The organism is Thioclava sp. NS-SX20, assembly GCF_057380695.1.
This window is the reverse complement of sequence record NZ_CM170816.1, coordinates 684,715-707,228: the sequence shown is the minus strand read 5'-3', so window position 1 is coordinate 707,228 and position 22,514 is coordinate 684,715. Positions and strand designations below refer to the sequence as shown.

The 22,514-nt window shown below is 62.4% G+C and carries 24 protein-coding genes; 12 read left to right on the top strand and 12 right to left on the bottom strand.

Annotated features, from left to right (window positions below; genetic code table 11):
- Positions 1-39: 39 nt before the first annotated feature.
- The 5 genes from AC2ISB_RS03600 to AC2ISB_RS03580 form a co-directional block, all read right to left on the bottom strand.
- On the bottom strand, positions 40-600 hold the full coding sequence (locus tag AC2ISB_RS03600; RefSeq protein ID WP_486576156.1) for a sarcosine oxidase subunit gamma: 561 nt from the start codon (positions 598-600) through the stop codon (positions 40-42).
- Complete coding sequence (locus tag AC2ISB_RS03595) at positions 593-3,544, bottom strand: sarcosine oxidase subunit alpha family protein (RefSeq protein ID WP_486576155.1); 2,952 nt, start codon at positions 3,542-3,544, stop codon at positions 593-595. Before AC2ISB_RS03595 ends, AC2ISB_RS03600 begins: the two co-directional genes overlap by 8 nt.
- A complete protein-coding gene (locus AC2ISB_RS03590; protein WP_486576153.1) occupies positions 3,541-3,867 on the bottom strand; it encodes a sarcosine oxidase subunit delta in 327 nt (108 codons plus the stop codon). Before AC2ISB_RS03590 ends, AC2ISB_RS03595 begins: the two co-directional genes overlap by 4 nt.
- Before the next feature lie 45 nt (positions 3,868-3,912).
- Complete coding sequence (locus AC2ISB_RS03585) at positions 3,913-4,074, bottom strand: Sak single strand annealing protein (protein WP_339106941.1); 162 nt, start codon at positions 4,072-4,074, stop codon at positions 3,913-3,915.
- Positions 4,075-4,198: 124 nt separating this feature from the next.
- Positions 4,199-5,446, bottom strand: a complete 1,248-nt coding sequence (locus tag AC2ISB_RS03580; protein WP_486576151.1) for a sarcosine oxidase subunit beta family protein — start codon at positions 5,444-5,446, stop codon at positions 4,199-4,201.
- A gap of 272 nt (positions 5,447-5,718) precedes the next feature.
- On the opposite strand from AC2ISB_RS03580, the gene ccmI reads away from it, so the two are divergent.
- From ccmI to AC2ISB_RS03565, 3 genes are read left to right on the top strand one after another with little or no spacing between them, the layout of a single operon-like run.
- Positions 5,719-7,245: a c-type cytochrome biogenesis protein CcmI gene (ccmI, locus tag AC2ISB_RS03575; protein WP_339109440.1), complete on the top strand. Its 1,527-nt coding sequence runs from the start codon at positions 5,719-5,721 to the stop codon at positions 7,243-7,245.
- Complete coding sequence (gene ruvX, locus AC2ISB_RS03570; protein ID WP_486576148.1) at positions 7,242-7,718, top strand: Holliday junction resolvase RuvX; 477 nt, start codon at positions 7,242-7,244, stop codon at positions 7,716-7,718. The genes ccmI and ruvX overlap by 4 nt, the downstream gene beginning before the upstream one ends.
- Complete coding sequence (locus AC2ISB_RS03565) at positions 7,718-7,915, top strand: DUF1289 domain-containing protein (protein ID WP_406736837.1); 198 nt, start codon at positions 7,718-7,720, stop codon at positions 7,913-7,915. Before ruvX ends, AC2ISB_RS03565 begins: the two co-directional genes overlap by 1 nt.
- Before the next feature lie 21 nt (positions 7,916-7,936).
- Here the strand turns inward: AC2ISB_RS03565 and AC2ISB_RS03560 are convergent, their stop codons facing one another.
- Both AC2ISB_RS03560 and AC2ISB_RS03555 read right to left on the bottom strand, forming a co-directional pair.
- Positions 7,937-9,028, bottom strand: a complete 1,092-nt coding sequence (locus AC2ISB_RS03560; protein WP_406720521.1) for an ABC transporter ATP-binding protein — start codon at positions 9,026-9,028, stop codon at positions 7,937-7,939.
- Positions 9,029-9,152: 124 nt separating this feature from the next.
- The gene (locus AC2ISB_RS03555; RefSeq protein WP_339109436.1) at positions 9,153-9,935 is read right to left on the bottom strand and encodes an SDR family oxidoreductase; all 783 of its coding nucleotides are present in this window, start codon (positions 9,933-9,935) and stop codon (positions 9,153-9,155) included.
- Positions 9,936-10,083: 148 nt separating this feature from the next.
- On the opposite strand from AC2ISB_RS03555, the gene AC2ISB_RS03550 reads away from it, so the two are divergent.
- On the top strand, positions 10,084-11,076 hold the full coding sequence (locus AC2ISB_RS03550; RefSeq protein WP_339109435.1) for a Hint domain-containing protein: 993 nt from the start codon (positions 10,084-10,086) through the stop codon (positions 11,074-11,076).
- A gap of 9 nt (positions 11,077-11,085) precedes the next feature.
- Here AC2ISB_RS03550 and AC2ISB_RS03545 read toward each other — a convergent pair whose 3' ends face one another.
- Both AC2ISB_RS03545 and AC2ISB_RS03540 read right to left on the bottom strand, forming a co-directional pair.
- A complete protein-coding gene (locus AC2ISB_RS03545) occupies positions 11,086-11,397 on the bottom strand; it encodes a DUF7218 family protein (protein WP_406720520.1) in 312 nt (103 codons plus the stop codon).
- Between the two features lie 53 nt (positions 11,398-11,450).
- Positions 11,451-12,026 (bottom strand): HupA family protein, encoded by a 576-nt coding sequence (locus AC2ISB_RS03540; protein WP_486576145.1) that lies wholly within the window; start codon positions 12,024-12,026, stop codon positions 11,451-11,453.
- Positions 12,027-12,202: 176 nt separating this feature from the next.
- Between AC2ISB_RS03540 and AC2ISB_RS03535 the strand changes: the two genes are divergently transcribed.
- The 3 genes from AC2ISB_RS03535 (at position 12,203) to AC2ISB_RS03525 (ending at position 14,941) form a co-directional block, all read left to right on the top strand.
- The gene (locus AC2ISB_RS03535; RefSeq protein WP_339109432.1) at positions 12,203-13,798 is read left to right on the top strand and encodes a peptide chain release factor 3; all 1,596 of its coding nucleotides are present in this window, start codon (positions 12,203-12,205) and stop codon (positions 13,796-13,798) included.
- The gene (locus AC2ISB_RS03530; protein ID WP_339109431.1) at positions 13,795-14,277 is read left to right on the top strand and encodes a DUF6869 domain-containing protein; all 483 of its coding nucleotides are present in this window, start codon (positions 13,795-13,797) and stop codon (positions 14,275-14,277) included. Before AC2ISB_RS03535 ends, AC2ISB_RS03530 begins: the two co-directional genes overlap by 4 nt.
- A 136-nt stretch (positions 14,278-14,413) precedes the next feature.
- Complete coding sequence (locus AC2ISB_RS03525) at positions 14,414-14,941, top strand: VPLPA-CTERM sorting domain-containing protein (RefSeq protein WP_339109430.1); 528 nt, start codon at positions 14,414-14,416, stop codon at positions 14,939-14,941.
- A gap of 96 nt (positions 14,942-15,037) precedes the next feature.
- Here AC2ISB_RS03525 and AC2ISB_RS03520 read toward each other — a convergent pair whose 3' ends face one another.
- From AC2ISB_RS03520 to AC2ISB_RS03510, 3 genes are all read right to left on the bottom strand, one after another.
- Entirely contained in the window at positions 15,038-15,460 is a 423-nt protein-coding gene (locus AC2ISB_RS03520; RefSeq protein WP_406720518.1) for an OsmC family protein, read from the bottom strand.
- Positions 15,461-15,535: 75 nt separating this feature from the next.
- Positions 15,536-16,813 carry a glycerate kinase type-2 family protein gene (locus tag AC2ISB_RS03515; protein ID WP_486576141.1) on the bottom strand — a complete coding sequence of 426 codons (1,278 nt, stop codon included), beginning with the start codon at positions 16,811-16,813 and terminating at the stop codon, positions 15,536-15,538.
- Between the two features lie 51 nt (positions 16,814-16,864).
- Complete coding sequence (locus AC2ISB_RS03510; protein WP_486576140.1) at positions 16,865-18,457, bottom strand: bifunctional metallophosphatase/5'-nucleotidase; 1,593 nt, start codon at positions 18,455-18,457, stop codon at positions 16,865-16,867.
- A 148-nt stretch (positions 18,458-18,605) separates the two neighbouring features.
- On the opposite strand from AC2ISB_RS03510, the gene AC2ISB_RS03505 reads away from it, so the two are divergent.
- The 5 genes from AC2ISB_RS03505 to AC2ISB_RS03485 all read left to right on the top strand — a co-directional run bounded on the left by AC2ISB_RS03505 (position 18,606) and on the right by AC2ISB_RS03485 (position 22,394).
- Positions 18,606-18,941, top strand: a complete 336-nt coding sequence (locus AC2ISB_RS03505; RefSeq protein ID WP_486576138.1) for a DUF952 domain-containing protein — start codon at positions 18,606-18,608, stop codon at positions 18,939-18,941.
- Complete coding sequence (locus AC2ISB_RS03500; protein ID WP_339109425.1) at positions 18,941-19,999, top strand: quinone-dependent dihydroorotate dehydrogenase; 1,059 nt, start codon at positions 18,941-18,943, stop codon at positions 19,997-19,999. Before AC2ISB_RS03505 ends, AC2ISB_RS03500 begins: the two co-directional genes overlap by 1 nt.
- Positions 19,990-20,325 carry an arsenate reductase (glutaredoxin) gene (gene arsC, locus AC2ISB_RS03495; protein WP_486576136.1) on the top strand — a complete coding sequence of 112 codons (336 nt, stop codon included), beginning with the start codon at positions 19,990-19,992 and terminating at the stop codon, positions 20,323-20,325. Before AC2ISB_RS03500 ends, arsC begins: the two co-directional genes overlap by 10 nt.
- Positions 20,326-20,465: 140 nt before the next feature.
- Entirely contained in the window at positions 20,466-21,503 is a 1,038-nt protein-coding gene (locus tag AC2ISB_RS03490; RefSeq protein ID WP_406720514.1) for a YeiH family protein, read from the top strand.
- Between the two features lie 21 nt (positions 21,504-21,524).
- Positions 21,525-22,394: a LysR substrate-binding domain-containing protein gene (locus AC2ISB_RS03485; RefSeq protein WP_486576134.1), complete on the top strand. Its 870-nt coding sequence runs from the start codon at positions 21,525-21,527 to the stop codon at positions 22,392-22,394.
- The last annotated feature ends 120 nt before the right edge of the window (positions 22,395-22,514 follow it).

Here is a 22,514-nt window from a genome sequence, read left to right as displayed (position 1 = left end):
ATTTTCCGACGCGTTTTCGTGTCTTACAGGCGGGGCAGATTAGAACAGCTCGCCCCCCGGCCGGGCGCTGACCTCCAGCAAGCCCATCACATAGGTCGCATAAGAGCGGAAGCAGACCAGCGACAGCTGCTCGTCACCCGACCACCAGACCGCCGCCGCCGTCTGGGCGGTGCGGGTACGGCGGACCTCGTCGCGGGCCATCGTGCCGAAATCGATGGGCGAGATCTTCATCACCACCTCGGCGGCACGCGCCCCCGTCACGGTGAAGATCGAGCGCGCCTCAGACACGTTCGCCACAAGGAAATGCTCGCCCTTCAGCGAGGTCTCCATCGCATGGGCCACCGAGACAGCATCGGCGTAGGGCACAAGGATCAACAGCTCGTCGGGGCTCATCCACAGCACCGATTTCGCGCCTTTCGAGATCACCTTACGCGGCTCGGGCAGCGACAGCCCCAGCCATTCCAACGCATCGGCCAGTGCTTTCGAGGTGAAATCGGCGCGCAGGGTGATCATCCCCTGCAGGCCGCCTTCCGCCACGGTGCAGAAACCGGACACCGTCTTGCCATTCAGCGCACTTACAGCGGTCATTGCCTCAGACATCCTGCTTTGCTCCTTCTTTGTCGAAGAACACCGGATCAACGATCCGACATTTCACGAGACCGGTTTCATTCTGGAACTCGATCTCTTCGCCCATCCGTTCCGGCCCGCGATGGACAAGCGCCATCGCAATACCCTTCTTGAGCGTCGGGGAATAATAGGTCGAGGTCACGCGGCCTTGGGTATTGCGCTGGCCCATATCGTTATTGCCGGGCGCGGGCGCATAGACGCCATCGGGCAGAACCGAGCCATCCACCGTTTCCAGACCGACCAGACGCCAGCGGTCGGGGCTTGCCATGGCCTTGCGCGAATGGGCGCGCTTGCCAAGGAAGTCTTCCTTCTTCTTGGAGATCGCCCAATGCAGACCCAGATCCTGCGGGATCACGGTGCCATCGGTCTCGTCGCCGATCATGATGAAGCCCTTCTCGGCCCGCATCACATGCAGCGCCTCGGTGCCATAGGGCATCACGCCGAATTCCTGACCCGCTTCATAGAGCTTCTCCCAAAGCGCCAGACCCATATTGGCAGGGGCCGCGATCTCATAGGACAACTCGCCCGAGAAGGAGATCCGGAAGATGCGCACCGGAATACCGGCCAGCTCGCCCTCTTTCCATTCCATGAAGGGCAGCACTTCTTTGGACACATCCATACCGCCGAGTTTTTCCAGAAGCTTGCGCGCTTTGGGGCCAACCACGGCGATCTGGGCGTAATTCTCGGTGACATTGGCGGTATAGACCTTCCAGTCCCACCACTCGCATTGCAGCCAGTCTTCCATCCAGTCGTGGATATGCGCGACACCGCCCGAGGTGGTATGCACAAGGAAGGTGTCCTCAGACAGACGCGCAACCACACCGTCATCCATCAGGAAGCCGTTTTCATTGCACATCAGGCCATAGCGGCATTTGCCGACCTTCAGCGTGGACATCATATTGGTATAGAGCATATCGAGGAATTTCCCCGCATCCGGCCCTTTGACCAAGATCTTGCCCAGCGTCGAGGCATCCAGCATCCCCACATTCTCGCGGGTGTTCAGGATTTCACGATTGACCGACTGGCGGTGCGTCTCGCCCGCTTTGGCATAGGTATAGGGGCGGCGCCACTGGCCGACGGGTTCCCAATGGGCGCCCATCTTCTCGTGCCAGTCCTGAATGGGCGTGCGGCGCAGCGGCTGGAACAGATCGCCACGCGCCTCAGCCGTGACCACACCGAAAGAGATCGGCGTATAGGGCGGGCGGAAGGTTGTGGTGCCAGTGGCGGGGATCGCCTGACCCAGCGCATCCGACAGAACGGCGAGGCCGTTGATATTGGAGAGTTTCCCCTGATCGGTGGCCATGCCGAGCGTGGTATAGCGCTTGGTATGTTCGACCGACTCGTAACCCTCGCGCGCGGCCAGTTGCACGTCGGACACCTTCACATCATTCTGGAAATCGAGGAAGGATTTGAAGCGCAGCGCATTCGGTGCACCTGCCGGCATCTGCCAGACGGCCATCATCGGGTCTTCGGGTTCGCATTGCATATCGACGCCCGCCTCGGTGCCGATATCGGCCAGCGACAGCTTGCCATTGGCCGCCCCCACCGGAACACAGAGTGCTGCACCATCATGCGACAGCGGCGGCGCATCAAGGTTCGGCACGAACATCGCGTTCGCCTCGTCCCAGTTCAGCTTGCCACCGACATGCGACCACAGGTGCACGACCGGAGACCAGCCGCCCGACATGGCGACACAGTCACAGGCGATGGTCTCGACGACCCCGCCCTCGCCGTTCTGGGCGCAGATCTCGACGCCCGTCACGGATTTCGACCCCAGTACCTTGGTGATGCCACGGCCTTCCAGCACGCGCACGCCGCGCGCCTTCATCTCGGCGGCCAGCGCACCCGTGGCGGCGGGGCGGGCGTCGATGATCGCGGGCACGGTCAGGCCCGCATCCAGCAGCACTTTGGCGGTGCGATAGGCATCGTCGTTATTGGTGACAATCACGGTGCGGTCACCGGGGCTGACGGCCCAATTCACCACATAGTCGCGCACGGCCGAGGCCAGCATCACGCCCGGAACATCGTTGCAGGCAAAAGACAGCGGACGTTCAATCGCGCCGGTCGCGGTGACCACGGTCCCCACGCGCATCCGCCACAGACGGTGGCGCGGCTTGCCCGAACCGGGTTCGCTGTCACCTGCGGTGTCATAGCCCAGCACATAGCCGTGGTTATAGAGACCCGAAATCATGAAGCGCGTACGCAGGGTGACGTTGTCCATCGCCTCCAGCTTGGCGATCGAGGCATCGACCCAAGCCTGCGGCTCCATGCCCTCGATCAAGCCGCCATCCACAGGCGCACGACCACCCCAAGCGGCGGTCTGCTCGACCAGCCAGACGCGCTTGCCCTCGCCCGCCGCTTTCAGAGCGGCTGCGATACCGGCCACGCCGCCGCCTGCAACCAGCACGTCGCAATAGGCGTAGATCTGCTCGTAACGGTCGACATCAGCCTCTTTCGGCGCATCGCCCAGACCCGCTGCACGGCGGATGATGGGTTCGTAAAGATGCTTCCATGCGGCTTTCGGCCCCATGAAGGTCTTATAGTAGAAACCCGCAGGGAAGAACTTATAGAGCTTGTCGTTGATGATCCCGACGTCATTCTCAAGGCTCGGCCAGTGGTTCTGGGTCTTCACCTCGGCCTGATCGAACAGCAGGGTCGTGGTGGTGCGCTGGTCGGGTTCGAACCGCGCATTGCGGCCAAGGCCCACAAGCGCGTTGGGCTCTTCCGCGCCCGAGCCAACAAGGCCGCGCGGGCGGTGATATTTGAACGACCGACCCAGCAGCGTCTGGCCATTGCCAAGGATTGCCGAAGCCAGCGTATCGCCCGCAAAGCCACGCATCGGACGGCCGTTGAAGGTGAAGGTCAGGGATTTCGCGCGGTCGATCAGGCGACCGCCTTTGGACAGACGGGTGCTCATTTGCTGTAACCTTCGAAGTCGGGGCGTTTGGCGCGGATGGCGTCGATCACATCTTGCGGCGGCTCTTTGGTCTGGGCCGAATAGGTGGCGAAGACCTCCAAGGTCACAGTGCAGCGCGCGGCCAGAAACCACTTGCCGCAGCCTGCGGAATGGCGCCAGCGCTCGAAATGCACGCCCTTGGGGTTTTTACGCGTGAAGAGGTAAGTCTCGAACTCGGCATCGCTGGACCCCGGCCCGAAGCGGGTCAGATGCGCCTCGCCGCCATAATGCAGTTCGGTTTCTTCGGCTTGGATGCCACAGCAGGGGCATTGAAGGATCAGCATAGGCGCGCTCCCTGAAGACGGGGGCGCGCTTGGGGGCTGCGCCCGTTAGTTGTTATTGTCACCCGGCAGATCGATCTGGATCTCGGGCTCATCCTTTTGCGGGACATCGCCGCCCGACCAGATATACCAGCCAAGACCCGCGACGATGACGATGAGCGCCCCGATGAGGAAGCTCTTGGTGTTGCCGCTACCGTTACCTTCGGACATGTGTCGTATTCCTTCTGAAGCATGTTCAGAGGCGTAACAGAGCCGTGAGCGGAAAGGTTCCGCCCGAATATGTGTTTTTCTGCCGTGGCGGGCAGATGCCCCGCCCTGACCGAAACCGCGCCCATCAGTGTGCCACCCCTGCGGCCACGGATTCATCGACGAACCGGCCTTCGGTGAAACGGTCAAGGCCGAAGCCCTTGGCCAACGGCCCCGGCTCGCCCTTGGCGATCAGCTCGGCCATCGCCCAACCCGACCCCGGAATGGCCTTGAAACCACCGGTGCCCCAGCCGCAGTTGACGAAGATATTCTTGACCGGCGTTTTCGACAGGATCGGTGAGTGGTCGCCCGTGATATCCACGATCCCGCCCCATTGGCGCAGCATCTTCAGGCGCGAGATGATCGGATAGGTCTCGACGAGCGAACGCACGGTTTCCTCGATCGTGTACCACGACCCGCGCTGGGAATAGTTGTTGGGGTGGTCGATACCGCCGCCCAGCACCAGTTCGCCCTTATCGGACTGGCTGATATAGCAGTGCACGAGGTTCGCCATCACGACAACATCGATACAGGGCTTGACGGGTTCGGACACCCAAGCCTGAAGCGCCACCGATTCCAGCGGCAGACGGAAGCCCGCCATATTGGCCACGGTGCCCGCATGCCCTGCGGTGACAATCGACAGCTTCTCGCAATCAATCGCGCCCTTGGTGGTGTCGATGCCACGCACCTCGCCGTTCTCGGTGCGGATGCCGGTGACTTCGCATTTCTGGATGATGTCCATGCCCATATTGGAACATGCGCGGGCCAGACCCCATGCCACCGCATCGTGACGCGCGGTGCCGCCGCGTTCTTGGTACAGCGCGCCCAGCACCGGATAGCGCGGCCCGTCGATATTGAGAATCGGCACGAGGCTCTTGACCTCTTCGCGGCCGATCCATTTGGTCTCGATGCCCTGTAGCTGGTTGGCATAGACGGTGCGCTTGTAGCCGCGCATCTCATGCTCGGATTGCGCCAGCATCAGAAGGCCGCGGGGAGAGAACATGATGTTATAGTTCAGGTCCTGGCTCAGGCCTTCGTAAAGCTGGAGCGCCTTATCGAAAATCCCTGCCGAAGGGTCCTGCAGGTAGTTTGAACGGATGATCGTGGTGTTACGGCCCGTATTGCCGCCGCCGAGCCAGCCTTTCTCGATGATCGCGACATCCTTGATGCCATGAACCTTGCCCAAGTAATAGGCGGTCGCCAGACCATGCCCGCCCGCGCCGATCACGATGACCTTGTATTTGCCCTTGGGCTCTGGGCTGCGCCAGGCTTTTTCCCATCCGGCGTGATAACGCATCGCCTCGCGCGCAACGGCAAAGATGGAATATTTCCGCATGCCCCGGCTCTCCTGTCCTGAAATCGTTCAACACGGGTCACCGCCCGCCTTCCCCTTTTTGATGGACCCGCAGGCCCGAGGAAAGCCTCCCAGTCGCGGCATTTTTCGTCTAAATGCGACACGCGTTTAAAATGACGCGTTTTCAGGGGGCATCTGTGCCATTCGCCGCGCGACTAGGACGTTATTGGGGGTCACTTTCGCGCCAAATTCAGGATAAAGCTTCCGTAGAGCACCGGTTTTGCCTAAGGGAAGACGGGCAAGGGGAAGTATAGATGCTGTTCTGGATTCTAATCGCCGTCATTTTGGTGCTTGTCGCGCTGATCTTTCTGCTCCCGCTGTGGCGTCAGCGCGACGAAGCGGATGAAAGCGACACCACCGAGCGCCATGATATGCAGGTCTATCGGGACCAGTTGGCCGAGGTCGACCGCGATCTGGCCCGCGGCATCCTTTCTCCTGACGAGGCCGAACGGGCGCGGATCGAAATCTCGCGCAAGCTGCTAGAGGCCGACCGTGCCGCACGGGCCGCATCAGCCCCGCCCCGCGCGCCCAAAGCGGCGCGACTGGCGATCAGCGTGGTGATTCTGGCCTGCCTTGGCGGCGCGGCGGGGCTGTATCTGGATCTGGGCGCGGATGGCTATGCGGACCAGCCGATCAATGCGCGGCTGGCCTTGGCGGATCAAAGCTATCTGGGCCGCCCGCATCAGGATCAGGCAGAGGCCGATTTCGCCAAAAAATACCGCAAGCCTCAGGTCGATGCGCAATTTTCCGCATTGATGGACAGGCTCCGCGATGCCGTGGCAGCCCGTCCCAATGATCCGGCAGGGCTGCGGCTTCTGGCGCGCAACGAAATCAATGTCGGCAATCTGCATGCCGGAGTGGCGGCACAGGAAAAACTGATTGCGGTTCTGGGGGACAAGGCGACCGCAGAGGATGCGGCCAGTCTGGGCGAATACCGGGTGATCGCGGCTGGCGGTCTGGTCACGCCCGAAGCCGAAGCCGCCTTTGGCAAGGCCGTAACGCTTGACAAATCCAACGGGCGCGCACGCTATTACATCGGCCTGATGATGGCCCAGAATGGCCGTCCCGACCGGACCTTCCGCATCTGGGATGCCCTTTTGCGCGACAGCACACGGCAGGATGACTGGGTGCAGCCGGTGCTGGACAATATGCCGACTGTTGCATGGCTTGCAGGTCAGCCCGATTACCAACCTCCGGAACTGGGCACGCTCGGTCCGAGCCTTGCGGACCTGATCGCAGCCGAGAAGCTGCCACAGGACCAGCGCGCCACCGCCCTGTCCGACAAGGTGAACGCCCTGCAGACCCAACTGGCCAATCGCGGCGGCAGCGCGGAAGACTGGGCCACGCTTCTGGCTGGCCTGCGGCTTCTGGACCAGTCCGAACAGGTGACGGCCATCCTCTCGGAGGCGCGCGGCGTCTTTGCCAAGGCCCCCGAGGCCCTGACCCTGCTGGATCAGGCCGCCGAGGGCAAATGGCCCTTTGATGTGGCGGCTGCGGGCCAGACGGGCCCCAGCGCGGAAGACGTCAGGAATGCACAGGATATGACGCCGGAAGACCGGCAGAAGATGATTCAGGGCATGGTCGACGGGCTGGTGGAACGGCTTGAGACCGAAGGCGGAGACGCGTCCGAATGGGACCGTGGCTTGCGGGCCCTGATGACCCTGAACCAGACCGACCGCGCGGCAGATCTTTACGCCAAGGCGCAGACCGCGCTGGCCGATGATCCCGCCGCACTTGCCCATATCACCGCTACCGCAAAACAGATCGGGCTTGCGCAATGATTTTTGAAGACATCACCGAATTTGCCGCCGCCCTGCCTCGTATGGGCTCGATCCTCGGGCTGGATCTGGGCACCAAAACCATCGGGGTGGCGGGGTCGGATATGCTGCGCTCGGTGGCCAGCCCGATCCTGACCATCAAGCGCACCAAATTCACCGCCGATGCCGAGGCTCTTTTCCGGATTGTGGCCGAACGCGAGACCTGCGCGATCATCCTCGGCCTGCCGATGAACATGGATGGTTCGGAGGGGCCGCGCGCCCAATCGACCCGCGCCTTTGCCCGCAATATCGCGCGGATGCAGAACCTCCCCATCGGCTTCTGGGACGAACGCCTGTCCACCGTCGCTGCAGAACGCGCCATGCTGGAGGCCGACCTGTCGCGCGCCAAACGCGCCGAGCGGATCGACAATGTGGCCGCGAGCTTCATTCTGCAGGGGGCGCTGGACCGTCTGGCCAATCTGACCCGCAGCACCTGATGGCCCGCATCAAAAGCCCCTGCCGCAATATCTGCACCTTCGATCCGGCCAGCCAGACCTGCCTCGACTGTCTGCGCTCACTCGACGAGATCGCGCGCTGGGGAACGATGTCGCATATGGAACGGCAGAAGATCCTCAAGGACCTGCCACGGCGGCGCAAGGCCGCGCCCCCCACCCCCGACGCCGCCGAGGCATAGACGCCTGCGGGCAACCGGACCTCAGGTGACCGGAAACACAAAGCAACGGTCGCGCCGGATCATCAGCCACATCGGCGTGCCCGCTTTCGGCAGGAACACATTGGGCACCGTCGCCTTCAATACCGAACCGTCATATTCCATCCGGAATTCCACAAGGCTCTCGCGCCCCATGAAGCGGGCGCGTTCGACAAGGGCGCGTGCGGCGGTGCCATCTTGCGGCGTTGGCAAAGGCCCCTGCCCTGCACGGTCGAAATCGATTTTCAGATGCTGCGGGCGGATCACGATATCCACCTCGGAGCCATCCGCGCGTCCCGGCGCCAGAAATTCCCCGAAGGGCGTGCGGGTCAGCGCGCCTTCGACACGTGCACGGATCACATTGATATCCGAGAAGAAACTGGCCGCCGCGCGATCCACAGGCGCGTTATACAGATTATAGGGCGCGCCCCCCTGAACAATACGCCCACCGCGCATCAGCAGGATCTCGTCGGCCATCCGCATGGCCTCTTGGGGTTCGTGTGTCACCAGCAGAACGGCGGTACCTTCCTCTTTCAGAAGCGCCAGCGTCTCGTCGCGGATATCGTCGCGCAGACGCTCATCCAGCCCCGAAAAAGGCTCGTCCATCAACAGGATACGCGGGCGCGGCGCCAATGCGCGGGCCAGAGCCACGCGCTGCTGTTCGCCGCCCGACAACTGGTGGGGAAAATCGTCGATATGATGGGCCAGATGCACACGGTCCAGCAATTCCTCGACCCGCTGGCGCTTGACCCGTGACGGCCCCGAAAGACCGAAGGCGACATTCTCTGCCACAGAAAGATGCGGGAAAAGCGCGAAATCCTGAAACATGAGGCCAATCGCGCGGCGCTCTGGCGGCACGCGGAACACGGTGTCGCAGATCAGGGTGCCATCCACCAGAATCCGGCCACGATCCTGCATCTCGACGCCCGCGATCATCCGCAATGTCGTGGACTTCCCGCAGCCGGACGGGCCAAGCAGACAGGTCACCTGCCCCGCGCGGATACTGAAGGACACATCCTCCACCGCCATACGCCCCTCGAAGCTGCGAAACAGCCCCTGAACTTCTAGGCGCGGCGGGATCTGGGCGGTGGGGCTCATGGCGGTCCTGTTCTCGGCGGGGCGGATGGAAAACGACTGCGCCGTCCTTAGAGAAAAACAGGCGTTTTGCCAATCATCACCTGCGGCGAAAAGGGCGCAATACGCGCCCCTTCCGTCTTGGGGATTACACCGAGATATTCGCGGCCCCACCATCCAGCATGATATTCTGCCCGACGATGAACCCCGCATGCTGCGAACACAGGAAGGCGCACATGGCCCCGAATTCGGTCGTTGTGCCATAGCGGCCCGCCGGAATGGTCTTGGCACGGCGGGCTTTGGCTTCCTCCATGCTGATGCCTTCCGCCTTGACCACATTGCTGTCCAAAGACACGGCGCGATCTGTCGCATGGATGCCGGGCAACATGTTGTTGATGGTCACACCGCTGCCTGCAACCTGCCGCGACGTGCCCGCCACAAAGCCCGTCAGCCCCGAACGGGCCGAGTTCGACAGGCCAAGCTGGGCAATCGGCGCACGGACGGATTGCGAGGTGATATTGACGACACGCCCCCAGCCGCGTTCCATCATCGCGGGCAGCACCGCCTGCATCATCGCAATCGGCGCCAGCATATTGGCATCAAGCGCCTTGATGAAATCATCGCGATTCCAGTCAGACCACAGCCCCGGAGGCGGCCCGCCCGCATTATTGACAAGAATGTCGATCCCCTCGCCTGCCGCCGCCATCACCTTGGCGCGGCCTTCCTCGGTGGTGATATCTGCGGCCACCGGCGTGACGCTGACACCGTAGGTCTTGGCGATCTCCTGTGCGGCCGCGTCCAGAACATCCGCCGAGCGCGCATTGAGGATCAGATCGACCCCTGCCTCGGCCAGTGCCTCGGCGCAGCCACGCCCCAGACCTTTAGATCCGGCACAAACAATGGCCCGTTTTCCGCGAATACCCAAATCCATGCGACCCTCCTAAATTTCAATCATCCCAACAGCTATCACTCTGCTCTTGGGTCGCAAGCCTAAGATTGACACAGTCATGCCTTTCTTAAGCCATCGTCAGGAAATATAGGTTAATACCAGATATTCACGCCACGATAGTCCTGTCCTCATGAGCCTAGCAACCTTGCAAACCACGCAGACTGTCCATGTTTTCGATGCCAACCTGTTCTGGGTCACCGCCGGTGCCAATCAGGGCGACGGGTTGGATCTGGCCGCCTTCTGCGTGCCCGGCGATGTCTATCAACTCGATCGCGACGCCCGCCCGCTGCGGCTGATGTTCGAGGTCGACGGGGACAGTCAGCGCATCGCGGAAGGGTCGGATATCGGGCAGAGCGGCCAACCGATCGAGGTGGTCTCGCGCCATGTGCTGATGGCCCCCGAAGGCGATAGCGTGGATATGCTGTTGCTGCGCAATAGTGCGGATGACACGCTGTTTGTGCTGCCGATGTCCCCGATCGCCGCGCGGGTCGATTATACCTTGCTCGAAGCGCATGAAGACCCCGGATCGGCACGACTGACCGACCTGATCTGCGTGGCCTTTACCACCGGCACCATGATCACCATTGCAGGCGGTGCGCAGCGTCCTATCGAAACCCTGCAACCGGGCGACCGTATCCTGACCCGCGATAACGGCCCGCAGCCGCTGCGCCTGATCACGAAATCCACCATGCGCGCCTTCGGCAGCTTCGCGCCGGTGGTGATTTCCAGTGGCACATTGGGCAATGAGGGCGACCTTGTGGTCAGCCCGCATCACCGGCTGTTCCTGTATCGGCGCGGCCCCGCCCGCATCGGCCATACGGCAGAGTTGCTGGTGCAGGCCAAGCATCTGGTTGATGACGAACATGTCTGGCGCCGCGAGGGCGGATATGTCGATTATTACGCGCTGATTTTCGACCGTCACGAAATCATCTATGCCGAGGGCATCCCCATCGAAAGCCTGATGGTGACGGAGGCAAGCCTGTCGCAAATGCCCGAACAGCTGACCGCCGAAATCCGTGCCCGCATGCCGGATCTGGCACATAAGCCGCATTTCGGCACCGAGGCAGGCCGCGAGATGCTGGAGCGTATCGGGCGCGACACGCTGTTCAGCAAGCGCCGCTGAGAGACGGGATCAATGGCGCCGGAGCGCCTTGATCAGCTGTGGCTTTGTCATGCCGGACCGCCCGTCGATCCCAATCTCCTGCGCATGACGATAGAGCGCGTGCTTGGTCCATTCCTCGTAACGGGGGGCCTTGCCGCCCTTTTCGGAGGGATGCAGATGGGGATTGGCATGGGCATTGGAAATGCGCGCCGCCTTCTCCTTCGACATCCCCTTGCTACGCAGGGTGTCGTAAAGGTCCGCGTCTTTCAAAGCGGGATTGTTCTGGCTGGCGGTTTTCCCGGGGGTCCGCCGATGCGGGGTTCGGTGACCAGACTGGGCCATGATGATGTCCTCCATTTGCGGCAAAACATCATGACCCGCCCTCCGGTTCCGTCTTAGCGTTCGCCGATCACCGCCAGATAGTAATCGCTCTGCACCCCGTTTTCGGTTGCGGTCATCGTGTCAGGCGAAGCCGCCAGACCGATGCCATCGTAATCATCCCCGACAAAGGTCCCCGTCGCCTGACCGTCCACCACCACGGTCTTGCCACCTCCCGTCACATTGCCCGAGACATCCGCGTCAATCTGCGCCGTTCCGGCCAGATCCGTGATGGTGCCGTTGGTGATATCCAGACGACCGCTGGCAGAAGACAGCTTGGTGGCACCATCCGCCGCCTCGGCATATCCGAACTGCTCGACATGTCCGCTCAGACTGTCATCACCGAAATCCGCCGTCAGCGTCGCTTTGCCGATGAACCCGTTTTCTTCCGCGTCATTCACCAGAACACCATAGCCGTTATAGGTCGCGCGGCCCGAGCTCGGCAGATTGTCGTAATCGGTCAGACCTTCGGTCTGCTCGAGCGCATCGAGGCGCTCAGCGGCCGCCGCTGCATTCAGCGCCATTGCCTGAGTGCCCGACGCGCCGGATCCGCCACCGCTGCCGCCACCGCAGCCGGCCACAAGACCAATCATACAAATCAATGCAAAACCATTCTTCACAGCAGAATCTCCAATAACGATCACGGGCACGTTACTGAAAATATGCAAGAGGTCAAAGACCTTTCGAACTCTGCGCTGCGAGGCGTTCCGGCAGGAGGGGACACGCTTCATAATTGCCATGTCGCACGGGCCATTGTATGAGGCGATCCATGAGCAACCGTCCCGAACTCCCGCCTGAAATCGCCCGCCGCCGGACCTTCGCGATCATTTCGCACCCCGACGCTGGCAAGACCACACTCACCGAAAAGTTCCTGCTTTTCGGCGGCGCCATCCAGATGGCCGGACAGGTCCGCGCCAAGGGCGAGGCACGCCGGACGCGCTCGGACTTCATGCAGATGGAAAAAGACCGCGGGATCTCGGTCTCGGCATCGGCAATGTCCTTCGATTACAAGACCTTCCGCTATAATCTGGTCGACACGCCCGGCCACTCGGATTTCTCGGAAGACACCTACCGGACGCTGACAGCGGTGGATGCGGCGATCATGGTGATCGACGGGGCGAAGGGTGTGGAAAGCCAGACCCAGAAGCTCTTCGAGGTCTGCCGGTTGCGCGACCTGCCCATTCTGACCTTCTGTAACAAGATGGACCGCGAATCCCGCGATGTCTTCGAGATCATCGACGAGATTCAGGAAAACCTTGCCATCGACGTCTCACCGGCTTCGTGGCCCATTGGCATCGGGCGCGATTTCCTTGGCGCCTATGACATGCTCAACGACCGGCTGGAACTGATGGACCGTGCCGACCGCAACAAGGTGGCGGAATCGATCAAGCTGGAGGGGCTCGATGACCCCAAACTTGAAGAGCATATTCCCGAAGACCTGCTGGCCAAGCTGCGCGAAGAGGTCGAGATGGCCCGCGAGCTTCTGCCCGCCTTCGACCGTCAGTCCTTCCTCGAGGGCCATATGACCCCCATCTGGTTCGGCTCGGCGATCAACAGCTTTGGGGTGAAGGAGCTGATGGACGGGATCGGCAATTACGGCCCCGAGCCGCAGCCCGCCAATGCCGCCGAACGCCAGATCGCGCCCGACGAAAAGAAAGTGCAGGGCTTTGTTTTCAAGGTGCAGGCCAATATGGACCCCAAGCACCGCGACCGCGTGGCCTTCGTGCGCCTGATTTCGGGCCATTTCGAACGCGGTATGAAGCTGATGCATGTGCGCTCGAAAAAGCCGATGGCGATCTCCAGCCCCGTGCTGTTCCTTGCCGCCGACCGGGAGCTGGCGGACGAGGCATGGGGCGGCGATATCATCGGTATCCCGAACCACGGCCAGTTGCGCATTGGGGATGCGCTGACCGAAGGCGAGATGCTGCATATCACCGGCATCCCGTCCTTCGCGCCGGAACTGCTGCAGGCGGTCCGCGCCACCGACCCGATGAAGGGCAAGCACCTTGAAAAGGCGCTGATGCAATTCGCCGAGGAAGGGGCTGCGAAAGTCTTCAAGCCGATGATCGGCTCGGGCTTTATCGTGGGCGTTGTGGGCGCGCTGCAATTCGAGGTTCTGGCCAGCCGAATCGAACTGGAATACGGCATTCCGGTGCGATTCGAGCCATCGCAATTCACTTCGGCCCGCTGGGTTCTGGGCAATGGCGACGCGAAAGAAAAGCTGATCAATGCCAACAAGCAACATATGGCGACCGATAATGACGGCGATCCCGTCTTCCTGACGCGCTTGCAATGGGACATCGACCGCGTGGTGCGCGACTATCCCGAGGTTACACTCTCGGCCACCAAGGAACTGATGCAGTGACCGGCCCGACCGTCCTGCCGCCGGACCTTCTGAGCCGGTTTCAGGACGATCCGGACTGCCCCGCAGGCCCCGTGACACTCGACGATCTGGCGGCGCACTGGCTGCGCGCGCCGCTGGATGGCCCCGTGACATGGGCGCAGGCCTGCGCCTATGTCATCACCGAAGTGCCTGATTGGGCATGGGAATTCATCACCTGCGCTTTGCCTCGCCTGTCCAGCCCGATGGAGGCGGTTCTCTTGGCCGCGGGCCCCGTGGAAGATCTCGTCAACAGCTCCGGTCTGATCATGATCGACCGGATCGAGGCCTTGGCCGAGAGCTCTGCACGGTTCCGATTCGTGCTGACCGGCATCGAATTCCCCCAGACCACCGACCCCGCATTGACCCCTGTTTACGAGCGGATCGCGCAGGCACGCGCAACGGCCATGCGGCGCGGCATTACAACCGGCGGCCCCCTTCCCCCATCAGACAACTCTGCTTAAAGTAAGCATAGTTATCAAAAAAATTTACAATTAGGGCTTGTAAAGTTAACTCTTTTCACGTCATGTTGACCGAGGGTAACCGCTCGCGGCCACTCCCTTCTGACATTTCGACTCCCCTTTTTGACGGAACCCACAAATGTTTAATATCAAAAACAAAATCGCGGCAGCGGCAGTTATGCTCACCGTCGCTGCAGGTTCGGCTTCTGCGACCACGCTCACCGTGGACGGGGGCTGGACGAGCTTCGAATTCGGCGAGACCGGCTCGAGCTTTAGTGATAGCTACGACTTCACCCTGAGCAGCTCTTCCTGGCTGCTGGTGACTGACGCTTACCAACCTGGGGATGTGTTCACGGTCACCCTGAACAATCTCTTCTCCATGATCACCAGCTCTGTCGATACCGAAGGTGCGTGGGAAGGCGATTACGACACCGCATGGCTGTCGGAAGACTTCTCCTCGCTGGGCGTCCTGCTGAACGCAGGCAGCTATTCGGTGACCGGTCTGGCATCGCTCTCGCCCTACGGGACCGGTGCGGGTGCTATCGGCCTGTTCAGCCAGCTTCCGGCAGATTTCGATGTTCCGGCAGTTCCGCTTCCGGCAACCGGCCTGCTGCTGGCCGGCGCCTTCGCGGGTGCCGCAGCCCTGCGCCGTCGCAAAAAAGCCTGATAGGCCAATCGGAAACGCCCGCCAGTATCCGGCGGGCGTTTTCATTTTCTCAAGGCCTCTCTCAAGGCCTCTTGCCCTGCGAAGAGCACGTGCAGCTTAGTTGACCGTCAGATCCAGCGAGATCTCGCAATCCAGAAGTTTCGAGATCGGACAATTCGCCTTTGCCGTTTCCGCCGCCTTGCGGATCGTCTCGGCCTCGCCGGATGCCGTCACCGTGCAACTGAGCGCGGAAGAGGTCACGCTAAAGCCGTCCCCGTCTTTCTCCATCGAGATTTTTGCCGTCGTATCAATGACCGCATCGGTAATGCCGGCCCCCGTCAACTGCCCCGACAAAGCCATCGAGAAACAGGCCGCATGGGCCGCGCCGATCAGCTCTTCGGGATTGGTGCCGGGCTTGTCTTCGAAGCGGGTATTGAAGCCATAGGGCTGGCCGTCCAGCGCCTTCGACTGGGTCGAGACGGTGCCCTTCCCCTCTTTGATGCTGCCGTCCCAATGGGCAGAGCCGCGTTTGACGATCATAGCTTTCTCCTTGCGTTATCCGGTATCGGTTTCCCGACCAACGCGGCGCTGCGCAAGCTGTTCCGAACTTTCCAACTAAAGGATCAGGATGGCGCGGAAATCATTGACATTGGTCAATGTCGGACCGGGCACCACCTGCTGCCCCAAACGCGCGAAGAAACCGTGACTGTCATGCTGCTCCAGCGCCTTGGAGGCGGACAGACCCAGACGATGCGCCAGCCCCGCAGTTTCCGGCCCGATCCATGCGCCTGCAACCTCGTCCGAGCCATCCACCCCATCCGTATCGCAAGCCAGCGCCCAGATGCGCGGTGCCCCCGCGAAGGTCTGGCAGGCGGCCAGCACATATTCCGCATTCGGCCCTCCTTTGGCCGCCGCCGCCGCCCCACGCTGCGTCACGGTGCATTCGCCCCCCGATAGCAGCAACAGAGGGCGCGAGCGCGCCTCTTTGGCCGCGATCTCCAAGGCAAGGCGCGCATGCGCAGCCGCCAGCTCACGGGCCTCTCCTTCCAGCGCCTCGCCCAGAATGCGTACCTCCATCCCCTGCTGGCGTGCCAGATCGGCGGCGGCCTCTAGCGATTGTGCGGGGGCGGCAATCACCTCGGTCCGCGCCCGCGACAGACGGGGATCTTGCGGCGGCACGACCCCCGTCGTCCCGTGCAGGACCGCAAGCACCGAGGCCGGAAGCTCCAGCCCGAACCGCTGCGCAATGGACAGCGCCTCTTCGGCACGGGTGGCATCGCCCACGGTCGGGCCAGAGGCGATAAAGGCCGGATCATCGCCGGGCACATCCGAAATCAGCAAAGCCCGAAGCTGCGCCGGATAGGCCGCCGCCGCCAGTTGCCCGCCCTTGACCGCGCTCAGATGTTTGCGCAGCACATTCATCCGGTCAATGCTCGCCCCCGATGCCAGCAACATGGCATTGACCGCCTGTTTCTCGGCCAAGGTGATGTCTCCTGCAGGCGCACACAAAAGCGCCGAGCCACCACCGGAGATCAGCGCGATCACCGTGTCCTGCGCCCCCAGCCCCGCAAGCAGCTCCAGCATCCGGCGCGTGGCCGTGACCCCCGCCTGATCGGGTACGGGATGGGCGGCCTCGACGATCTCGATCCCTTTGGTCGGGCGCCCGTAGCCATAGCGGGTGATCACCAGCCCCTCACATGGCCCCCAGACCGATTCTACCGCCTCCGCCATACGGGCAGAGGCTTTTCCCGCCCCGACAACCACCACCCGCCCCTCGGGCTTCGGGCCCAAGGCGCGCGGAATACAGATCATCGGATCGGCGGCCGCCACCGCCGTCTTGAAAAGGCGGACCAGAAAGGCGGCAGGATCGGGCAGAATAGGCTCTCGGGACAAGGGGGACCTCCGGTCTGGACTGGGGGCCGCAGACAGCCCCCAAGCAAGCACTTATTTCACAACAGTTATACGGCTATCGGTGTAAGGCGTAACAGGTGTTCGCGCGGTCATATACTCGGCCAGCACATCCGCCAGATCGGGCCCGTAATCATAGGCATTCTCGGCACCGGTCTGGAACATGGCATAGCCGTCGCCGCCCGCCCGCAGATAGTTGTTGGTGACCACGCCATAGCGCGCCTGCGGATCAAGCGGGACCCATGCCCCGTTCTGCGAGACCATCACATCGGAAATCCGCGCACCAACTGCTGCGCCGGGGGTCACCCGATAGGTCAGCCCCGCAACCTGCGCAAACCGGCCCGCCCCCTCTTCCATCTGGCTGGCCCCGTTTTCCAGTGCCGCAAGAATCACCGCCCCCTGTGTCTCGAAGGTCGAGAGCGTATTCTGGAACGGCAGGACCGTCAGCACATCGCCCATCGTCACATCCCCTGCAGGCAACGAGGCCCGCAGCCCGCCCCCGTTGGTCAGGGCAATATCGACGCCCTGATCCCTGACCCGCGCCAGCATGGCATCGGCCAGCAGGTCGCCCATCGGACACTCCTCGAAACGACAGATCTCGCGCGCGCCATCGATCGCTCCGTGCGCCTGCGCCACCACCTTGTTACGGATCTCGTCAAGGGGTTTGGCAAGCTCGGCAATACGGGCTTTGGCCGCCCCGTCTTCGGGCACCGAAGCATCCAGCAAAATCGGCTGCCCCTTGGCGGACAGCACAGTGCCCGCATCGTCAAAGGTCACCTCCAGATCACCCAGATATTTGCTATAGGCGAAGGCCTGCACGATCGCGGTCTTGCCGATCATCGTGGGATACGGCCCCTTGGCCCCCGCCATATTGCCCAATAGCGTATGGCTATGCCCCCCCACGATCACATCCACATCCGGCACGGCTTGCGCGATCTTCCGGTCGACCTCATAGCCCGAATGCGACAGCACGATGATCTTGTTGACGCCGCTGGCCTGCAATTTGGCCAGTTCGGCCTTCACGACCGGCACCGGATCAAGGAAGGTGATCGTCGGACCGGGGCTCGACAGTTCGGCATTGTCTTGCGGCGTCAGGCCGATAATGCCGATCTTCTCCCCTCCGACCTCCAGCACCGTCGAGCGCCTGACCACCCCAGACAGCTCCGGCGACCGCGTTAGGTCGGCATTGGCCATCAGCACCGGAAAATCGAGCCTGTCGATAAAGGCGCGCAATGTCTCGGGCCCGTCATCGAATTCGTGATTGCCCACCGTCATCGCCTGATACCCCAACAGGGTCATGAACTCAGCCGCCGCCCGCCCTTTGTAATAGGTGTAAAACAGCGAGCCCTGAAACTGGTCACCGGCATCCAGCAGGATCGAATGCGCCGCCTTGGCGCGGGCCTGCCGGACCGCCGTGACCAGCCGCGCCGAGCCACCAAAACACTGCCCCTCGGCATCCTCCTCGGCAGAGCAGGTCGCGTCATATTTGTTGATCGGTTCGAAGCGCGCATGGAAATCATTGGTATGCAGCACATTCAGCGTAAACTCGGCACGCGCCATATCCGCCGCAAAAAGCCCCGCCACCAGCGCAAGCCCTGCCAAGGGGGCGTTTGAAATTCGGGTTGTCATGAAATTCCTCCGCTCAGATGCGTCCCAGTGATCCAGAATTTGACCAGTCTGTCAAAACTCTGTGTGACAGCCCCTGCCCGCAAGACGGATTCTTTCGGTTTTTCCGAAAGAGATTGATTATTTCCGCGTCATTGGGCATGTGAACGCCATGCTGATTTACAAGATCTTTCGCCCCGCCGAATGGCAAGCGCTTCAGGCGCAGGGCACCACATCGGGCGCGCCGGTCGATCTGGCCGACGGGTTTATCCATTTTTCCACGGCAGAGCAGATGCGCGAAACCGCGGCAAAGCACTTCGCCGGTGCCGGTGATCTGGTGCTGGCCAGCGTCGACGCCGATGCGTTGGGTGCGGCGCTCAGATGGGAGATCTCGCGCGGCGGGGCGCTCTTCCCGCATCTCTACCGCGCGCTGGCTCTGCACGAGGTCCACGCCACCCATCCGCTTCCCCAAGGCCCCGAGGGCCATATCTTTCCGGAGACCCTGTGATGCCCCTGATCGAGTCCCTTGGCCTGCGCGCCCTGCATTACTTCAATCCGGAACGCGCGCATGGTCTGTCGATCCGCGCTCTGGCTGCTGGTCTGGTGCCGATGAAAGGCGTCTGGACAAGCCCGCGCATCGCCACCGAAATCGCCGGTCTTGCCCTGCCCAATCCGGTCGGACTGGCGGCAGGGTTCGACAAGAATGCCGAAGCGGTCGCCCCGCTGATGCGGGCGGGGTTCGGCTTTCTGGAAGTCGGGGCCGCCACGCCGCGCGCCCAGCCCGGAAACCCCAAACCACGCCTGTTCCGCCTGACCGAGGACCGTGCCGTCATCAACCGCTTCGGCTTCAATAACGAAGGCATGGAACCCATAGCCCACCGCCTTGCGGGACGGCCTGCCGGCATTCCGGTGGGGCTTAATCTGGGGGCCAATAAGGACAGCGTGGATCGCGCGGCGGATTTTGCCAAGGTGCTGGCCCATGCCGGACCGTGGCTTGATTTTGCCACCGTCAATGTCTCGTCGCCCAATACGGAAAAGCTGCGCGACCTACAGGGCCCCGAGGCATTGGGCGCGCTTCTGGCGGATGTGATCCGCACCCGTAACACATTGGCCCGCCCGATCCCGATCTTCCTCAAGATCGCGCCCGATCTGACCGATGACGAAATTATCGACATCGCGCAGGTGGCCCGCCACAGCGGTATCGACGCGATCATCGCCACCAACACAACCCTGTCGCGCGACGGGCTGCACAGTGCCCATGCCGCGGAAAAAGGCGGCATGTCCGGCGCGCCGCTTTTCGAGAAATCGACACGGGTTCTGGCCAAACTCTCCCGCGCGACCGAAGGCCAGCTGCCATTGATCGGCGTGGGCGGCATTTCCTCCGGTGCGCAGGCCTATCAGAAGATTCTCGCAGGGGCCTCGGCGGTGCAGCTCTATTCGGCGCTCGTCTATCACGGGTTGTCGCTGGCCGACCGCATCGCCCATGAACTGGACGCGCTTCTTGCGGAAAACGGCTATGCCCATATTTCCGATGCCGTTGGCAAAGGGCGCGATCAATGGCTTTGATCTTGTGGCACAATCCGCGCTGCTCGAAATCACGTGAAACATTGGCCCTGTTACAGGCGCGGGGGATCACCCCCGAGCTGCGGCTCTATCTGAACGACCCGCCCAGTCGGGCGGAACTAGAGGCGCTTGTGGACAAGCTCGACCAGCCCGCCCGCGCCCTGATCCGCTGGAAAGAGGCCAAGGACAGCCTCGATGCAACAGCCAGCGCCGAGGAAATCCTCGACCATCTGGCCCGGAATCCGAAGCTGATCGAGCGACCGATCCTGATCCATGACACCGCCGCCCGTATCGGGCGCCCGCCCGAACAGGTGCTGGAGATCCTCTGACGCACCGGTTGCCCTGACAGCCCTTTCAGACCTGCGGGCACCCATTGTTCGACCCGATCGAATGAAACGTCCAATACGTTCAGTTGGACTTACAAAGGCCCTGCCGCCATCTTCGGGACACCGGATCAAAAAGGTGTCCCATGATAGCTCCCGCCCCCCGAACGCATATTCCCGCCCTTCTGCGCCGCCGCGTTTTGACCCTTCGCACGGCGCTCCCCGGCCTTGCGCTTTGTGCCGCCCTTGCGGCACTGGCCTTTGCCGCCCATCACCTTGCGGGGATTTCGGCGCTCTCGCCGCTTATTCTGGCCATCCTGCTGGGCATGGCGTTGAATACCATGCACCCTCTGCCGCCCTGTTTCGCCCCGGGGATCGCCTTCAGCCTGCGCTATGTCCTGCGGGGCGGCATCGTACTTTTGGGCCTGCAACTGACATTCGGGCAGGTGCTCTCGGTCGGAGTGAGCGGTCTGGCCCTCATCCTCGTGACCCTGCTGGCCACCTTCGCCTTCACCCGCTGGCTGGGGCGGCGCATGGGGCTTCCGGCGGGGCTGACCGATCTGATCGCGGCAGGCAGCTCCATCTGCGGGGCCTCCGCCGTGATCGCCGCCAATACCGTGACGCGCGCCCGTGACGAGGATGTCGCCTATGCAATTGCCTGTGTGACGATCTTCGGTTCGGCCTCGATGGCGCTGATGCCGCTGGCGGCACCGCTGCTGTCGCTGGGGCCAAAAGCCTATGGCCTCTGGACGGGGGCCTCTATCCACGAAGTCGCGCAGGTGGTGGCTGCCGCGTTCCAGCAAGGAGATCAGGCGGGACATTTCGGCACCATCGCCAAACTCACCCGCGTGATGATGCTGGCCCCGATGGTGCTGCTTCTGGGCCTGTCCTCCCGCAACCGCCCGAAAAAGGGCGAAAGCCTTGGTCGTGCGCCCCTGCCATGGTTTGTCTTCGGCTTCATCGCGATGGTCGGGCTTGCATCGACAGGGCTGGTGCCCGCCCCTATGCGCGATACCAGCACGACCCTGACCCAGATCCTGCTGACTGTGGCTCTGGCGGCTATGGGCCTGTCCACCGACCTGCGCAAGCTTGTCGCGGCGGGCCTCCGCCCCGCTATTCTGGGGGCGGCGGCTTGGGTCTTCATCTCCGGCCTCAGCCTGCTATTGGTATGTCTGACGCAGTAACTCCGCGCAAAGGCGGCCCTGATGACCCTAGACCAGCTTCGTATCTTTCTGGCGGTGGCCGAGCGCGAACATGTCACCCGTGCCGCCGAAGCCCTGCATCTGACGCCCAGTGCGACAAGCGCCGCGATCTCGGCGCTCGAACAGCGCCACGGTGTCCGGCTGTTCGACCGGATCGGACGCCGGATCGTCCTGAGCGATGCGGGGCGCAGCTTCCGCACCGAGGCGCGCAAGCTGCTGGCGCAGGCCGAGCAGGCGGAACGGATGCTGGAAGATCTCGCCGGTCTGACCCGCGGACATTTGCGCATCGCGGCCAGTCAGACTGTCGCCAATTACTGGCTGCCCCCTGTTCTGGCGCTCTACCGGCAAAGCTATCCCGGCATCGAGTTGCAGCTGCGGATCGGCAATTCCGAAGAGGCCGCGCAAAAGGTGCATGAGCTGGAGGCCGATCTGGCGGTGATCGAAGACCACTGCCATGATGACCTTCTGGAGGTCCACCCGCTGGCCAGCGACCATATGAAACTGGTGCGCGCGGCCGGACTGGCCAGCCTGCCATTCGATCCAGCGACACAAAGCTGGGTGCTGCGCGAACCGGGGTCGGGAACCCGCGCGATCTTCGACCACTGGCTTGCCGCACAGGGACTGGCCGCAGGCGACCTGCCCCCTGTGCTGGAACTGCCCTCCAACGAAGCCGTGCGCGCGGCGGTCGAGGCCGGTGCAGGAGCTAGCATCCTTTCCGAACTGGTGGTCGCCCATTCGCTTGAAAGCGGACGGCTGAGCGTGCTGGAGGCGACCCTGCCGCAGCGCCCCTTCTCGCTGCTGCGCCACCGCGAACGTCCCTTTACCCGTGCCGAAGCCGCATTTCTGGCGCTTGCCAAAGCCGCAGGGGGCTAAAAATCCGCTTACTCGACATAAAAACTCGAGTTTTTCAGCATCTTCCTGCCCATTCACGGGATCTTCTGTTGCGCTTTGCCACAATCCCCGCACTTATCTGGAATTAGCACGATATCCGGA

What these genes read in the sequence shown, in the direction of transcription:
- AC2ISB_RS03600 (WP_486576156.1), bottom strand. Translation starts at nt 600, where the DNA reads ATGTCTGAGGCAATGACCGCTGTAAGTGCGCTGAATGGCAAGACGGTG.
- AC2ISB_RS03595 (WP_486576155.1), bottom strand. Translation starts at nt 3,544, where the DNA reads ATGAGCACCCGTCTGTCCAAAGGCGGTCGCCTGATCGACCGCGCGAAA.
- AC2ISB_RS03590 (WP_486576153.1), bottom strand. Translation starts at nt 3,867, where the DNA reads ATGCTGATCCTTCAATGCCCCTGCTGTGGCATCCAAGCCGAAGAAACC.
- AC2ISB_RS03585 (WP_339106941.1), bottom strand. Translation starts at nt 4,074, where the DNA reads ATGTCCGAAGGTAACGGTAGCGGCAACACCAAGAGCTTCCTCATCGGG.
- AC2ISB_RS03580 (WP_486576151.1), bottom strand. Translation starts at nt 5,446, where the DNA reads ATGCGGAAATATTCCATCTTTGCCGTTGCGCGCGAGGCGATGCGTTAT.
- ccmI (WP_339109440.1), top strand. Translation starts at nt 5,719, where the DNA reads ATGCTGTTCTGGATTCTAATCGCCGTCATTTTGGTGCTTGTCGCGCTG.
- ruvX (WP_486576148.1), top strand. Translation starts at nt 7,242, where the DNA reads ATGATTTTTGAAGACATCACCGAATTTGCCGCCGCCCTGCCTCGTATG.
- AC2ISB_RS03565 (WP_406736837.1), top strand. Translation starts at nt 7,718, where the DNA reads ATGGCCCGCATCAAAAGCCCCTGCCGCAATATCTGCACCTTCGATCCG.
- AC2ISB_RS03560 (WP_406720521.1), bottom strand. Translation starts at nt 9,028, where the DNA reads ATGAGCCCCACCGCCCAGATCCCGCCGCGCCTAGAAGTTCAGGGGCTG.
- AC2ISB_RS03555 (WP_339109436.1), bottom strand. Translation starts at nt 9,935, where the DNA reads ATGGATTTGGGTATTCGCGGAAAACGGGCCATTGTTTGTGCCGGATCT.
- AC2ISB_RS03550 (WP_339109435.1), top strand. Translation starts at nt 10,084, where the DNA reads ATGAGCCTAGCAACCTTGCAAACCACGCAGACTGTCCATGTTTTCGAT.
- AC2ISB_RS03545 (WP_406720520.1), bottom strand. Translation starts at nt 11,397, where the DNA reads ATGGCCCAGTCTGGTCACCGAACCCCGCATCGGCGGACCCCCGGGAAA.
- AC2ISB_RS03540 (WP_486576145.1), bottom strand. Translation starts at nt 12,026, where the DNA reads ATGATTGGTCTTGTGGCCGGCTGCGGTGGCGGCAGCGGTGGCGGATCC.
- AC2ISB_RS03535 (WP_339109432.1), top strand. Translation starts at nt 12,203, where the DNA reads ATGAGCAACCGTCCCGAACTCCCGCCTGAAATCGCCCGCCGCCGGACC.
- AC2ISB_RS03525 (WP_339109430.1), top strand. Translation starts at nt 14,414, where the DNA reads ATGTTTAATATCAAAAACAAAATCGCGGCAGCGGCAGTTATGCTCACC.
- AC2ISB_RS03520 (WP_406720518.1), bottom strand. Translation starts at nt 15,460, where the DNA reads ATGATCGTCAAACGCGGCTCTGCCCATTGGGACGGCAGCATCAAAGAG.
- AC2ISB_RS03510 (WP_486576140.1), bottom strand. Translation starts at nt 18,457, where the DNA reads ATGACAACCCGAATTTCAAACGCCCCCTTGGCAGGGCTTGCGCTGGTG.
- AC2ISB_RS03505 (WP_486576138.1), top strand. Translation starts at nt 18,606, where the DNA reads ATGCTGATTTACAAGATCTTTCGCCCCGCCGAATGGCAAGCGCTTCAG.
- AC2ISB_RS03500 (WP_339109425.1), top strand. Translation starts at nt 18,941, where the DNA reads ATGCCCCTGATCGAGTCCCTTGGCCTGCGCGCCCTGCATTACTTCAAT.
- arsC (WP_486576136.1), top strand. Translation starts at nt 19,990, where the DNA reads ATGGCTTTGATCTTGTGGCACAATCCGCGCTGCTCGAAATCACGTGAA.
- AC2ISB_RS03490 (WP_406720514.1), top strand. Translation starts at nt 20,466, where the DNA reads ATGATAGCTCCCGCCCCCCGAACGCATATTCCCGCCCTTCTGCGCCGC.
- AC2ISB_RS03485 (WP_486576134.1), top strand. Translation starts at nt 21,525, where the DNA reads ATGACCCTAGACCAGCTTCGTATCTTTCTGGCGGTGGCCGAGCGCGAA.